General features: G+C 74.3%; 10 protein-coding genes, 1 tRNA gene and 1 pseudogene. 10 read left to right on the top strand and 2 right to left on the bottom strand.

Features of this window, described 5'->3' with window-relative positions; genetic code table 11:
* The first annotated feature begins 8 nt into the window (after nucleotides 1–8).
* From ACFZCD_RS26335 to ACFZCD_RS26310, 6 genes and pseudogenes are all read left to right on the top strand, one after another.
* The gene (locus ACFZCD_RS26335) at nucleotides 9–977 is read left to right on the top strand and encodes an L-tyrosine/L-tryptophan isonitrile synthase family protein (RefSeq protein WP_391834976.1); all 969 of its coding nucleotides are present in this window, start codon (nucleotides 9–11) and stop codon (nucleotides 975–977) included.
* Between the two features lie 92 nt (nucleotides 978–1,069).
* Nucleotides 1,070–1,145: transfer RNA gene (locus ACFZCD_RS26330), tRNA-Arg, on the top strand.
* Nucleotides 1,145–3,493, top strand: a complete 2,349-nt coding sequence (locus ACFZCD_RS26325) for a hypothetical protein (protein WP_391834974.1) — start codon at nucleotides 1,145–1,147, stop codon at nucleotides 3,491–3,493. Before ACFZCD_RS26330 ends, ACFZCD_RS26325 begins: the two co-directional genes overlap by 1 nt.
* A 278-nt stretch (nucleotides 3,494–3,771) precedes the next feature.
* Nucleotides 3,772–4,398 (top strand): annotated as a pseudogene (gene dhaL, locus ACFZCD_RS26320) (dihydroxyacetone kinase subunit DhaL); the annotation flags it as partial.
* 15 nt (nucleotides 4,399–4,413) lie between these two features.
* Entirely contained in the window at nucleotides 4,414–4,866 is a 453-nt protein-coding gene (locus ACFZCD_RS26315; protein WP_391835623.1) for a PTS-dependent dihydroxyacetone kinase phosphotransferase subunit DhaM, read from the top strand.
* A gap of 135 nt (nucleotides 4,867–5,001) precedes the next feature.
* Nucleotides 5,002–6,231, top strand: coding sequence for a PP2C family protein-serine/threonine phosphatase (locus ACFZCD_RS26310; protein WP_391834972.1), 1,230 nt, complete (start codon nucleotides 5,002–5,004; stop codon nucleotides 6,229–6,231).
* Between the two features lie 63 nt (nucleotides 6,232–6,294).
* Here the strand turns inward: ACFZCD_RS26310 and ACFZCD_RS26305 are convergent, their stop codons facing one another.
* Nucleotides 6,295–7,005 (bottom strand): PIG-L deacetylase family protein, encoded by a 711-nt coding sequence (locus ACFZCD_RS26305; protein ID WP_391835621.1) that lies wholly within the window; start codon nucleotides 7,003–7,005, stop codon nucleotides 6,295–6,297.
* A gap of 358 nt (nucleotides 7,006–7,363) precedes the next feature.
* On the opposite strand from ACFZCD_RS26305, the gene ACFZCD_RS26300 reads away from it, so the two are divergent.
* Genes ACFZCD_RS26300 through ACFZCD_RS26290 form a run of 3 tightly spaced genes read left to right on the top strand, consistent with a single transcriptional unit; the run spans nucleotide 7,364 to nucleotide 10,328 of the window.
* Nucleotides 7,364–8,425 carry an ABC transporter substrate-binding protein gene (locus ACFZCD_RS26300; protein WP_391834970.1) on the top strand — a complete coding sequence of 354 codons (1,062 nt, stop codon included), beginning with the start codon at nucleotides 7,364–7,366 and terminating at the stop codon, nucleotides 8,423–8,425.
* Nucleotides 8,426–9,499, top strand: coding sequence for a FecCD family ABC transporter permease (locus ACFZCD_RS26295; RefSeq protein WP_391834969.1), 1,074 nt, complete (start codon nucleotides 8,426–8,428; stop codon nucleotides 9,497–9,499).
* 4 nt (nucleotides 9,500–9,503) lie between these two features.
* Entirely contained in the window at nucleotides 9,504–10,328 is an 825-nt protein-coding gene (locus ACFZCD_RS26290; protein ID WP_391834967.1) for an ABC transporter ATP-binding protein, read from the top strand.
* Here the strand turns inward: ACFZCD_RS26290 and ACFZCD_RS26285 are convergent.
* The gene (locus ACFZCD_RS26285; RefSeq protein WP_391834965.1) at nucleotides 10,321–11,583 is read right to left on the bottom strand and encodes a glycoside hydrolase family 18 protein; all 1,263 of its coding nucleotides are present in this window, start codon (nucleotides 11,581–11,583) and stop codon (nucleotides 10,321–10,323) included. The genes ACFZCD_RS26290 and ACFZCD_RS26285 overlap by 8 nt on opposite strands.
* A gap of 377 nt (nucleotides 11,584–11,960) precedes the next feature.
* Here ACFZCD_RS26285 and ACFZCD_RS26280 point away from each other — a divergent pair, with 377 nt between their 5' ends.
* Nucleotides 11,961–13,142: an acyl-CoA dehydrogenase family protein gene (locus tag ACFZCD_RS26280; protein WP_391834963.1), complete on the top strand. Its 1,182-nt coding sequence runs from the start codon at nucleotides 11,961–11,963 to the stop codon at nucleotides 13,140–13,142.
* The last annotated feature ends 37 nt before the right edge of the window (nucleotides 13,143–13,179 follow it).

Here is a 13,179-nt window from a genome sequence, read left to right as displayed (position 1 = left end):
ACGCGCGGATGTCCCAGGCCACCCTGACCCCTCCCGCGGCCCCCGCCGGCCCCCCCGCCACTCCTGTCACCGCCCCGTCCCCCGTGGAGGCACGCATTCTGCGCCTCCTCCTGCCGTACCACCGCACCACCGGGACCGGTTCCGCGGACCCCGCGGACTTCCCGGAGCAGCTGCGCCGGATACGGCGGTTCACGGACGCCGGCGAGCCGGTCCTCTTCACCCTCCCCGGCTTTCCGTGCAAGTCCCCCAACCCGGCCAAGGTCCTCGGACACCTGCCGGACGAGGGCGAGCGCCTCTCGCTCGCCTTCCTCGACCGGCTCTGCGCGCGCATCGGCGAGATCTACGCGCCCGGCGCGCGGATACTGATCTGCTCCGACGGCCACATCTTCGGCGACCTGATCCGCGTACCTGACGAGCACATCGACGCCTACGGGGACGCGTTGCGCGACCTGATCACCGGGGAAGGGCTCGGCCGGCTGGACACGTTCGACCTGCGCGACGTCCACGGGGACCTGGACCACGACACCAAGCGGCGGCTCGTCACCGAGGCCTACGCGCCGCCGGTGGAGGAGCTGCGGGCCCTGGTCCGCGGCGACGAGGAGACGGCGCGGCTCTACCGCGGCATCACCCGCTTCCTCGTCGAGGACACCGCGGACTTCGCCGGCACCCGCTCCGCGCTGCAGCGGGAATGCCGGGCCCGCGCGTACGGCGTCATCGCCCGCAGCCGCGCCTGGGGCGACCTCATCGCCGACTGCCATCCGCGGTCCGTACGCCTGTCCATCCACCCGCAGCGGCCCGGCGCGGAGAAGTTCGGTATCCGTCTGCTGGAAGCGGCCGACGCGTGGGCCACGCCGTGGCACACGGCTGTCCTGCGGGGGCGCGAGGGAGAGGCGCGGCTCATGCACCGGGCGGAGGCGGAGCGGCGGGGTCGTCTCGTGTTCCGCGCGGGGCGCCCGAGCCACTTCGAGGAACGCTGAGCACGGGGTCCCTCCCGGGGAGCGGGTTCCGGGCTCCTCCTGCGAAAAGCCGTTTGCGGGTTCGTGCCGGCCGCGTCTAGCGTGCTCGGCATCGGCGTGTAGATCAGTCAGTAGATCACCGGGCTCCTTACCCGGAGGGCGCAGGGGCAGAGCCTGCCACGCCGGCCATGAACGAGCAGGATGAGACGACGCAGCAGACCGTAGGCGTCCACGCGGGTTATGCCGCCGGGCAGTTGGCCCGGGCGTTCACCACCGCGGTGACGCTCGAGGACCCGGACACCCGCCGCCGTGCCGGGGAGCGGATCCGCCGCTGGCGGGACGTCGTGGACGGCATGGCCGCGGGACGGCTGGCCGTCGGATCGCGCACCCCCGTGGCGGGGCTCCCCGCGTGGGTCACCCCCGAGGTGGTCCGGGGTGGCTTCGCGACCGGAGCGGCGAGCGCCGGCGGTCCCCTTCTGCCCCACGAGAGCGACACCGCACGGCGGGCCGGCATACCCGCCGACCGTGCCGCCCTGTTCGCCCACTGGCTGACGGACGAGGGCCTCGCCGAGCTGCACGCGATGCTCGACAGCGGGGCGTACGAGGTGGCCGTTCCGGAGGAAGCGGCGCTGCTCACCGTGGCGTGGCTGGTGCGCTCCGGCGACCGGCTCGGTGCCCTGCAACTACTGGAGACGCTCCGGCCGTTCGCAGACCGGCTGCGTTTCGCCCCCCGCCCAGGAGCCGACGCCGTCCCCGGGACAGCTCCTGCCACCGCCCCCGCCCCCGGGCTCGCCGCCGCGGTCGCGCACCGCCTCACCGTCGGTGAAGCGGCGCAGGCCATCGGCCGGCGCCGCCCCAACCGGGCCGTCGAGGCCATGCACGAAGCCCTCACCGTCTGGAACCCGTTCTCCGGCGACATGCTCGCCCTCTGGCTGGAGACCGCCGAGACGTCCGGCCGCGTCCTGGCCCGCACGCCGGACGAGGACTGGATCGCGCGCGCCGGCGCGCTGCTGCGGCGGTACGAGCGGCTGTCCGCCGAGCACACCCTGTGCACCAAGCACCGCAAGCCCGGCGAGAATCCGGCCGTCCTGCGCCTCGCGCTGGAGACCTACGTGGCGCGCCGCGCGCTGGCCCCGCGCTGCCTCGGCCAGCTCCGGCTCGCCGTCGACTCCATGGTGCGGCGGCGCGGCGAGCCCGGCTCGGGGCGCCACCGCGAGCTGCGCGCGCGGCAGGCCGCCGACGCCGCGCGGCCCCCGCACCACGCCCTGGCGCAGCTCGTGGCCCGCCGCCTGTCCGTCCTCCCGCAGGACACCGGCGCGCCCGACGTCGGGCCGCTCCTCGCTCCGGTCACCGAGGAGGAGGCGGGTGCGAGCGGCCTCCCCGCGGGGGCGGAGATCCCGGAGCCGACGCGCCGTGTGGTCGAGGCGGCGCTGAGCGCCCCGCTCGCCACGCTGGTCGCGCGCGGCGTCGTGCCCTCGGCCGAGGTCCTGGCCGGGCTGGTCCCGCAGCTCGTCGCGTCGACCGCCGCGCTCGCCTACCCGGACGAGTCGCTGCGGGCGCTCATGACGGCCAACTACCTGGCCTTCCGCAACCGCCGCTCCCTGCTCCTCCTCAACCTCGAACGCCAGGTGCGCGTCGAGGAGCTGCCCTGGGTGGCGGCGGTCGCCGGGCTGCGCCGGAAGGGCGCGGCGGGCCGCAGCGCCCGGACGGCGCTGGTGCACCTGTCGGAGGTCGCGCTGCAGGGCTTCCCCGCGACGATCCTGCCGAACCCGCTGGTCCGCGAGCTGTCGACGCTGGCCCGGCAGGCCGGCGAGGACGTGCCGTTCGTCGAGGAGCTCGCCGCCGACATCTTCATGGGAACGTTCTCCGGAAAGTTCCTGGCGTCGGCGGCGGTCGCGGGCCGGCTGCTCGCCGGCTCGCTCTACGAGCGGTACTACGGCCTCGACTACGAGCTGGTCGTCGCCCTGGAGGAGGCCGCGCACGGCCGCGGGGTCCTCGGCCCGGGCACGTCGGCGCAGCGGGACTTCGCGGACCTGTGCCGCGCGTACGCCGGCACCGGTTCCCGCGGGTGGTCCGTGGCGGCCAACGGCACGGTGATCGAACAGGCCCAGATCCTCACCACGCACAACCTGGCCGCCCTCGCCGGCCCCCTCGGCGCCGCCCCGGCACCGGGCTGGGCCGACCTGGCCCGGCGCTCGTTCACCGCCGTGTGCCGGCTGACGGCACGGATCCCGCACCACCCGCGCCCGCTCCCCACGATCAAGGACGCGGCGTACGCGTGGCGGCAGATGCTCTTCCACCTGTCGCTGTGCCCGCCGACCGGACAGGCCGCGGTCCTGGCCCGGCTGGAGGAGGAGACGGCCCGTCAGCCGGACCACGTCGCGGCGCGGCTCGCACCCGCACTCGCGGGCCTGCGGCTGGTCGCGGCGGGCGGATCCTTCGACGCGGACGGCACGGCGGACGACGGCCGGGCCCGCCGCTTCCTCGGCTGGACAACGGAACGGCACTGGATGCGAGCCGCCCCCGGCTGTCCGTGATGAACGAGCGGCCGAAGGAACGTCGTCAGCATCTGCTGCGACAGGGCGCCGCCCGGTGCCTCGGCCTCGGATCTGTCGGTTCGTCATGCTGCCGACGGCTTCAACGGGGGGCCGGAGCGGGGGAGCGGGCCATACCCGCTCGGCAAGGGTTCGTTACGGGTTCAGCGAATCCGGGTGCGGGCGCGCGGTTCTGCGGTCGGCAAGCGATCACATGGGCGACGTTCGCACACTACGCTGAGCCGGGCCCGGTCTGTCGTTCACCGAGGGAGTCGCCGCACATGACCGTCCCGCTCGACCTGGACTTCTTCCGCCGTTTCCTCGACCGCGCCACGCGCGTGATCGTCGCGGAGTCCGCGTACCTCACCGACCTCGACGCCGCCATCGGGGATGCCGACCACGGCGCGAACCTCAAGCGCGGATTCACCTCTGCCGCCGAGGCGGTGGCCGCGGAGCCGCCCGCCACGCCGGGAGCGCTGCTGACGGCCGTCGGCGTGCATCTGACGAACACCGTGGGCGGGGCGTCCGGGCCGTTGTACGGGACGGTGCTGCGGCGCATGGGGAAGATCCTGGGCGAGGACGCCGTGGTCGGGCCGGAGACGCTCGGCCGGGCGCTCGGTGCCGCCGTGGCGAGCGTGCGGCGTCTCGGGGACTCGGCGCCGGGCGACAAGACGATGGTCGACGCGCTCCAGCCGGCCGCCGACGCGTACACCGCCGCCCTCCCGCAGGGCGTCGTGGCCGCGCTGGACGCCGCGGCGCGGGCGGCCCGCGAGGGCGCCGAGGCGACGGTCCCGCTGCGGGCCCGCCGCGGCCGGGCGAGTTACCTGGGCGAGCGCAGCATGGGCCACAAAGACCCCGGCGCGACGTCGTCCGCGCTGCTGGTCACCGCCCTGTACGAGGCGACGGACCCGGAGCTGTGCGCGGTGGCCCCGGAGCGGGAGGCCGCCGCGGCCGAAGCCCCCGCGGAGGCCGCGCCCCCCGGCCGCGTCGGCATCGTGCTGGTCTCGCACAGCCGCGAGGTAGCCGCCGCCACGGCAGCGCTCGCGAAGTCCCTCGTCGGCACGGGCGACCCGGCCCCGGCGGCGCCGGCCGGCGGCCTGCCGGACGGTTCGGTCGGCACCAGCGCCGACCTGGTGCGCCGGGCGGTCGAAGCCGCGGACCAGGGGCAGGGGGTGGCGGTCTTCTGCGACATGGGCAGCGCGGTCCTCACGGTCAAGGCGCTCCTCGCCGACGGGTTCGGCGGCTCCGAGGTGCGGATCGCCGACGCCCCCTTCGTGGAAGGCGCCGTGACCGCCCTGGTGACGGCGTCGGCCGGCGGTGACCTCGCGGCCGTCCTCGCCGCGGCGGACGACGCCCGCACCTATCGCAAACTCTGACTACCTACAGCAAACTCTGGGTCAAGACCCGACGGCGCCAAGATCGCAGCGAGGGCCGGGGCGCACCACCCGTGCCAGGGTGTAATGGCACGAATTCCCCAGTGAATCCCATTCCGGCGTGGAGGTCCCGCCACGGTGTCGTCGCGCAGACTCCCCTTCGCGCTGGTCCTGGCCTACCTGGCGACCATCGTGGCCGTCGATCTGATGACCCCGTCGAACCTCCGCCTGGACGTCTACGCCGCCCTCGCCCCGATGACGGCCGCGGCGCTGTGCACGTACCGGCAGACGGTGTTCGTCGGCGTCCTCGACTTCTGCCTGATGGTGGCGCACCACGGCGTGGTCAACGGCGAGGTGGCGGTCAACAGGGTCGGCTCCTTCGTCGGCAACGCGCTGATGGTGGGCGCGAGCATCGCCGTGGCCCGGCTGCGGCGCGACGGCGAGGCCCTGCTGGAGCGCGTGCGGGCCACCGGGGAGGCCGCGCAGCGGGCGCTGCTGCGGCCGTTGCCGCTGCGTACGCGCAGCGTGGTCGTGGACGGCTTCTACGTGTCCTCGCAGCGGGAGGCGCTCGTCGGCGGCGATGTGTACGAGGTCGTCGACACCCCGTACGGGACGCGCGTCCTGATCGGTGACGTGCGGGGCAAGGGGCTGGGGACGCTGGGCGCGGGGGCGGCGGTGCTCACCGCCTTCCGCGAGGCGGCCTACCACCGGCGCGACCTGGCGAGCGGGGTGGTGGCGATGGAACAGGGGCTGTTCCGCTACCACCGGTCGGCGGAGTACCAGGCGCGGCTGCAGCCGGAGCGCACCGGTGGCCTGCCGGACGAGCTGGGGATGCGGGCGTCGGAGGAGTTCGTGACGGCGCTCGTGCTCGGCACGGAGGAGGGCATGGGCCTGGGAGAGGGGACGGGGCCGGGGGAGGATCCGGCCGGGCCCGGCGCCGACGGGCACGTGCCGGTGGTGCTCGTGGACTGCGGGCACGTCGCGCCGTTCCTCATCGACGCGGACGGCGGGGTGCGCGAGCTGGTACCGGCAGATGCGGGGCTGCCCCTGGGCCTCGGCGACCTGGCCGCCGCCCCGCGCACGGCGCAGCGCCTCGCCCTGCCGCCCGGCTGCCGGGTGCTGGCCTGTACCGACGGGGTCACCGAGGCCCGGTCGCCGGACGGCGTCTTCTACCCGCTGGCGGAACGGCTGGACGCCTGGGCCGCCCTGCCCACCCCCCAGCTGCTGCAGCGGCTGCGCGCGGACCTCGACGCGCACACGGGCGGGCGGCTGCAGGACGACGTGGCGGTGCTGGTGATGGAGCGGGCGGCGGAGTACCACGGGGTGGCCGGCCCCGAGGGAGCGGCGGAGGGGCTCCCGGCCACGTAGGGCAAGAAGCGGCCCGGGGGAACGGCGGAGGGGCCCCGGCCGCGGAGGACGAGAAGCGGTCCGTCAGCGGCTGAACAGCTCGAACGCCACGCCCGGCCGCCCGCCGAACCGTCCGGCGACGGCCCGCATGCTGCTCTCCAGGAACGTGCGGCAGTACGTCTCCGGGTCCTCCTTCGTCAGCGCCTCGATGTACGTGCGGTGGCAGAGCAGGGACGCGACGGCCCGCTCCAGACCGCTGCTCGCGTCGACGGCGTGCGTGGGCTGCGGGGAGCCGGCCACCGCCACGTAGCGCACGCCGTCCCAGGGCACGAGGCCCTCCTCGGCGAGGTCGGGGAAGATCCAGCGGTTGCCGGCGTCGGCGACGGCGTCGAGGACGGCCCGGCCGACGTTGCGGTGGTCGGGGGTGTTCCAGTACGTGCCGCCCCAGGTGTCGTGGTGGTTGAGCGTCAGGACGAGCTCGGGGCGGTGGCGGCGGATGGCGGCGGCGAAGTCGCGGCGCAGGGCCGTGCCGTACTCGATGACGCCGTCGGGGTGGCCGAGGAACTCGACGGTCGCCACGCCCACGGCGGCCGCGCTCGCCCGCTGCTCGCGCTCGCGCAGCGGACCGGCCTCGGTGGGGGCGAGGGTGTCGATCCCGGCCTCGCCGGCGCTCGCCAGCAGATAGACGCACTCGCGGCCGTCGTCCAGCCAGGCGGCGACGGCCGCGGAGGCGCCGTATTCGAGGTCGTCGGGGTGGGCGACGATGGCGAGGGCGCGCCGCCAGTCGGTGGGCATCTCCTTGAGCGGGGCGGGCTGCCGGGCCGGCTGCTGAACAGGCTGCTGGTCCGAGGACTGCCCCTCGGGACGGCTCGTCTCCGCCGCCTTCGCCGCCTTCGCCTCGGCCGCCTTCGCCGCCTCCGCCGTGCCCGTCACATCCGCCGTGCCCGTCGCGTCCGTCGCATCCGCCATCACGGCCTCCTCCACGCTATCGGATCCGCCCCGGGCGCGCCGCGCGCCGTGGGCAGGGCGTTCGGGCAAGCGTACGTCGCAGTTCTTCGCGACACGCGGGAACCGGGCGGGCCCGCGGTCCGACTACCTGATCCGGGCCCGCACGGGCGGGCCCGTGGCGAATCGAATTTCCTGGAGTTGTCTGATGCGCCCTCGTGCGTGGTGCGGTGTTCTGGCCGCTGTGGCCCTGTCGGCGACGGCCTGCGGCGGCGGTGGCGGTGCGGCGAAGACGTCCGACGAGGCCGGGTCCGGCACCCCCTCCGGCTTTCCGGTGAGCGTCACGGACTGCATGGGCGCGAAGACCACGTTCGCGTCGGCGCCCCGGAAGATCGTCACCAGCAATGCCGCCGGCCTGGAGCTGCTCATGTGGCTGGGCGCCGGCGACAAGGCCGTCGGCACGGGCTTCCCGCCCGGCAAGGGAGCCATGCCGGAGCAGTACGCGGACCGGGCGGCGAAGGTGCCGGTGCTGGGGAAGACCGCCATCCCCAAGGAGAAGCTGCTGGGCTCGGGCGCCGAGCTGTACGTGGACGCGTTCTCGTCCATGAAGAACATGGGCAAGGCGGGGGACGCGCCGACCGCCGCGGAGTTCGAGGCCGCCGGCATCAAGCACGTCTTCCTGAAGTCGACGGCCTGCGCCGCGATGAGCAAGGCCCCGCGCACGGACCTCTCCGGCGTCGAGGCCGACATCGAGGAGCTGGGCAAGGTCACCGGCACCTCCGCGCGCGCCGCCGGACTGGTGCGGGAGATGCGGAAGAAGACGGACGCGGTGCGCGACGCCCTCAAGGACGTCCCCGGGGACAAGCGGCCCTCGTACTTCTTCTTCGACTACGACGCGGGCACCAAGCAGCCCATGGCCGTCTGCAACCGGCAGGTCGCCAACGCCGTCATCGGCATGGCCGGCGGCCGCAACGTCTTCGACGGCTGCGACGGCGACTTCAAGCCCGTGGGCTGGGAGGACGTCGTCGCCAAGAACCCGGACTGGATCCAGCTCGGCGTCCGCAACCGGGGCAGCGACGAGGCGAACGCCAAGGCCTTCGACGAGGCCGCGGAGTTCCTGAAGAACTTCCCCGCCACCAAGGACCTCACCGCCGTGAAGGAGGGCCGCTTCCTGCGCATCGGCTCCGAGCGGACCACGATCGGGGGCGTGCGCAGCGCGGACACCGTCCGCGAGATCGCGCACACGCTGCACCCGGACCGGGTCAAGTAGATGGCGGCGCTCACCACGGCGGCCGCGGAGGAGGCGCGGGAGCGTGAACCCGGGGCGCGGGCGCCCTGGGTGGCGGCCGCGCTGGGGTGCGCGCTGCTGGTCGCGCTGACGGCCTCGGTGTGCCTGGGCTCCACGGACGTGCCGCTCGGGGACGTGTGGTCCTCGGTGGCGCGCGGGATCGGCGGCCGGGAGCCGGTGCCGGGCACCCAGGACCTGATCGTGTGGCAGCTGCGGGTGCCGCGGGCGCTGCTGGCGGCCGTGGTGGGCGCGGGCCTGGGCCTGGTGGGCACGGCCGTCCAGGCCCTCGTCCGCAATCCGCTCGCGGACCCGTACCTGCTGGGGATCTCCAGCGGGGCCTCGCTCGGGGCGGTCGCGGCGATCGTGCTGGGGGCGGGCGCGGGCGGCCTGCTGGGGCTCGGGCTCTCGGCGGCCGCGTTCGCCGGTGCGCTCGGGTCGTTCGCTCTGGTGTGGGCGATGGCGCGGCGCGGGGGCGGCTTCTCGCCGCTGCGGCTGGTGCTGGCGGGGGTGGGAATCGGCCAGTTCCTGTCCGGCTTCACCCACTACCTGGTGTTGCAGGCCGGCGACGACCAGCAGACGCACGGCGTCCTCTTCTGGCTGATGGGCTCCCTCGGCGGCGCCCAGTGGGCCACGCTCGGCGTGCCGGCGGCGGCCGTGCTGCTCGGGCTCGCCGCGCTCCTCGCCCGGGCCCGGGCCCTCGACGCCGTCCTGATGGGTGATGAGACCGCGGCCGGGCTGGGCGTGGACGTCACCCGGTTGCGACGCGAGCTGTTCGTGGTGACGAGCGTGCTCACCGGGGTGCTGGTGTCGGTCTCCGGGGCGATCGGCTTCGTGGGGCTGATGGTCCCGCACGTCTGCCGGATGGTCGTGGGCGGCGCTCACCGCGTCCTGCTGCCGGTGGCCGCGCTGTTCGGCGCGGTCCTGCTGGTCGTGGTCGACCTGGTGGCCCGTACGGCGCTGCCGGACCAGGAGCTGCCGGTGGGCGTCGTCACGGCGCTGGTCGGTGCGCCGGCGCTGCTGTACCTGCTGGACCGGCGCCTGGTGGAGAGGGGATGACGGGATGAGGATCGCCATCGAGGACCTGGACGTGTCCCTGTCCGGGCGGACGGTCGTCTCCGGGGTGCACCTGGTCGCGGAGGACGGGGAGATCGCCGGGCTGGTCGGGCCGAACGGCAGCGGCAAGTCGACGGTCCTGCGCACCGTCTACCGTTACCTGCGGCCGCACGCCGGCCGGGTGCTGGTGGGCGGTACGGACATCACGTCGCTGACGGCCGCCGAGTCGGCCCGGCGCGTGGCCGCGCTCCCGCAGGAGCGCGGCAGCGACTTCGAACTCTCGGTGCGGGCCGTGGTGGCCATGGGCCGCACCCCGTACAAACGGGCCTTCGCGGGCGAGGACCCCGCCGACCGGGAGATCGTGACGGCGGCGCTGGCGGGCGTGGGGCTCGCCGGGGCGGAGAAGCGGCGCTTCTCGGCGCTCTCGGGCGGCGAGCGCCAGCGGGTGCTGCTCGCCCGGGCGCTGGCCCAGGACCCGGAGGTCCTGGTCCTGGACGAGCCGACGAACCACCTGGACGTGCTGCACCAGGTGGAGTTGCTGGCCCTGCTGCGGGAGCAGCGCCGCACGACGCTGCTCTCGCTGCACGACCTGAACGCGGCGGCCTCCCTGTGCGACCGCCTCCACGTCCTGCACGAAGGCGCCCTCGTGGCCTCGGGCCCGCCGCGGGAGGTGCTGACCCCGGAGCTCCTGGCGGACGTCTTCGGCGTCCGGGCGGCGGTCGTCGACCACCCCCTGACGGGCGACCCCCTGATCGCCTTCGACCACCGGACGCCCGGTCGCCTCCGGCGGGGCGGCGGGGAGGAGGCGGGGCTCCCGCTCGGCGTCAGCTGATCGACTTGATCAGTTCGCCGTCCGCCGTATCGCCGCTCAGCTCCCAGAAGAACGTGCCGCCCAGCCCCTGCCGGTTCTTGTACGCCATCTTCCCGGCGATCGTCGACGGGGTGTCGTAGCTCCACCAGTCGCTGCCGCACTTGGCGTAGGCCGTGCCCGCGATCGTGCCGTTCGCCGGGCACTTGGTCTTCAGGACCTTGTAGTCGTCGATGCCGTCCTCGTAGGTGCCCTTGGCGGGGCCCGTGGCGGTGCCGCCCGGGGCGGACTGGTTCACGCCGGTCCAGCCGCGGCCGTAGAAGCCTATGCCGAGGAGGAGTTTGGAGGAGGGGACACCGAGGGACCGGAGCTTGGTGATCGCGGCGTCGGTGGTGAAGCCGGGCTTGGGGATGCCGGCGTAGGAGGTGAGGGGGGAGTGCGGGGCCGTGGGGCCCTTGGCGTCCCAGGCGCCGAAGAAGTCGTAGGTCATGGGGTTGTACCAGTCGACGTAGCGGGCGGCGCCCGCGTAGTCGGTGGCGTCGATCTTGCCGCCGTCGGAGCCGTCGGCGGTGATGGCGGCCGTGACCAGGTTGCGCGTGCCGAACTTCGAGCGCAGCGCGGCCATCAGCTTGGTGAACGCCTCGCGGCCGCTGGTGTCGCAGGTGAGGCCGCAGGCGTTGGGGTACTCCCAGTCGATGTCGATGCCGTCGAAGACGTCGGCCCAGCGCGGGTCCTTGACGAGGCCGTAACAGGACTCGGCGAAGGCGGCCGGGTTGCGGGCGGCCTCGCCGAAGCCGCCCGACCAGGTCCAACCGCCGAAGGACCAGACCACTTTGAGCCCCGGGTGCAGCTTCTTGAGCTTGCGGAGCTGGTTGAAGTTGCCGCGCAGGGCGCCGTCGTCCCAGGTGTCGGCCTTGCCGTCGACGCTGCCCGCGGCGTCGTAGGCCTTGTCGTAGTCGGCGTAGGCGTCGCCGATGGCGCACTTGCCGCCCGTGACGTTGCCGAAGGCGTAGTTGATGTGGGTGAGCTTGGCGGCCGAGCCCGACGTCTCGATGTTCTTGACGTGGTAATTGCGGCCGTAGACGCCCCAGTTGGTGAAGTAGCCGACCACCTTGCGGCCGGCGGCGGTGTCGTCGGTGGTGTCGTCGGCGGTGCTGCCGGTACCGGTCACGGTCGCGGTTGCGGGCGACGCGTTCGCCGCCCCGGTGAAGAGCGTGGTGGTGATCAGGGCCCCGGCGGCGGCGAAGGCGGCCAGGAGGGTACGCGGTCGTGCGGGCATCGGTTCTCCTCGGTGGGGTGGGGAGAGCTGCTTCGGGGGGGGGGGGGGGTGACCTGCGCTGACGGCCCGGCGGGGAAGAGCGGCGGTTCGGCATGGACCCGCCGGGCGGTGCCCAGGACCATAGAAGGACTAGACCAGTCCGGTCAATGGTTTGGACCAACCCCGTTCACGACTCCGTCACCAGCCCGTTGTGCCTGGTGCGGCACTTGTCAACCCGTGACGTCCGCCCGCCGATCGGGCATACTCCAAGCCGCCACAGCCGCAGGTCATCCAGTGCCGAGACCCGGCGGGGGATCATCGGCTGGGCACACCGGCGACGGCGCCACACCCTTGCGCGCCCGTCGCCGCAGCGCCCTAACAGGGAGGAGAGCGCCGCCATGACCGACCACGGCCCGCAGCCGGTGGAGCGACAGCTGCCCACCGAGGAGGCCCGCGACCTGCTCGCGCTCGTACGCGACCTGGTGCAGCGGGAGATCGAACCCACCGCGGCCGAGGAGGAGGAAGCCGGGCGCTTCCCCCGCGAGGTCTTCCGGCTGCTGTCCGCCTCCGGTCTGCTCGCCCTGCCCTACACCGAGGAGTTCGGCGGCGGGGACCAGCCCTACGAGGTCTACCTCCAGGTCCTGGAGGAGCTCGCGGCCGCCCGCCTCACCGTGGGCCTGGGCGTGAGCGTGCACACCCTCTCCTGCCACGCCCTCGCCGGCTACGGCACCAAGGAGCAGCAGGCCGAGCACCTGCCCGCGATGCTCGGCGGCGGCCTGCTCGGTGCCTACTGCCTCTCCGAGCCCTCCTCCGGCTCCGACGCCGCCTCGCTGCGCACCCGCGCCGTCCGCGACGGCGACACCTGGACGATCGAGGGCACCAAGGCCTGGATCACCCACGGCGGGATCGCGGACTTCTACACGGTCATGGCCCGTACGGGAGGCGAGGGCGCGCACGGCATCACCGCCTTCCTCGTGCCCGGTGACGCGCCCGGCCTGTCCGCCGCGGCGCCCGAGCGCAAGATGGGCATGAAGGGCTCGCCGACGGCCCAACTCCACTTCGACGGCGTGCGGGTGCCGGATTCCCGCCGCATCGGGGAGGAGGGGCAGGGCTTCGCGATCGCCCTGTCCGCGCTGGACTCCGGGCGCCTCGGCATCGCCGCCTGCGCGATCGGCGTCGCCCAGGCCGCGCTGGACGAGGCGCTCGCCTTCACCGCCGGACGGCGGCAGTTCGGCCGGCCCATCGCCGACTTCCAGGGCCTGCGCTTCATGCTCGCCGACATGGCCACCCAGATCGAGGCCGGCCGCGGGCTCTACCTCGCCGCGGCCCGGCTGCGCGACGCCGGCCTGCCGTTCTCCAAGCAGGCGGCGATGGCCAAGCTCTTCTGCACCGACGCGGCGATGCGCGTGACGACCGACGCCGTCCAGCTCCTGGGCGGCTACGGCTACACGGCCGACTTCCCCGCCGAGCGCTACATGCGCGAGGCCAAGGTGCTGCAGATCGTCGAGGGCACCAACCAGATCCAGCGCATGGTGATCGCCCGTCACCTGGCGGGCCCCGAGAGCCGCGAGAACCGCTGATCACGGGGCCGGGGGTGCGGGCACCGGTACGGCGGGC

It is taken from the genome of Streptomyces sp. NPDC008001 (genome assembly GCF_042958085.1).
Taxonomy (GTDB): domain Bacteria; phylum Actinomycetota; class Actinomycetes; order Streptomycetales; family Streptomycetaceae; genus Streptomyces.
The sequence above is the reverse complement of the archived record's forward strand: the minus strand, read 5'-3'. Positions and strand labels throughout refer to the sequence as shown.

Bases quoted from the DNA above. Each gene is read 5' to 3' on its own strand.
- ACFZCD_RS26335 (WP_391834976.1), top strand. From the start codon at position 9: ATGTCCCAGGCCACCCTGACCCCTCCCGCGGCCCCCGCCGGCCCCCCC.
- ACFZCD_RS26325 (WP_391834974.1), top strand. From the start codon at position 1,145: ATGAACGAGCAGGATGAGACGACGCAGCAGACCGTAGGCGTCCACGCG.
- ACFZCD_RS26305 (WP_391835621.1), bottom strand. From the start codon at position 7,005: ATGCCCACCGACTGGCGGCGCGCCCTCGCCATCGTCGCCCACCCCGAC.
- ACFZCD_RS26300 (WP_391834970.1), top strand. From the start codon at position 7,364: ATGCGCCCTCGTGCGTGGTGCGGTGTTCTGGCCGCTGTGGCCCTGTCG.
- ACFZCD_RS26295 (WP_391834969.1), top strand. From the start codon at position 8,426: ATGGCGGCGCTCACCACGGCGGCCGCGGAGGAGGCGCGGGAGCGTGAA.
- ACFZCD_RS26290 (WP_391834967.1), top strand. From the start codon at position 9,504: ATGAGGATCGCCATCGAGGACCTGGACGTGTCCCTGTCCGGGCGGACG.
- ACFZCD_RS26285 (WP_391834965.1), bottom strand. From the start codon at position 11,583: ATGCCCGCACGACCGCGTACCCTCCTGGCCGCCTTCGCCGCCGCCGGG.
- ACFZCD_RS26280 (WP_391834963.1), top strand. From the start codon at position 11,961: ATGACCGACCACGGCCCGCAGCCGGTGGAGCGACAGCTGCCCACCGAG.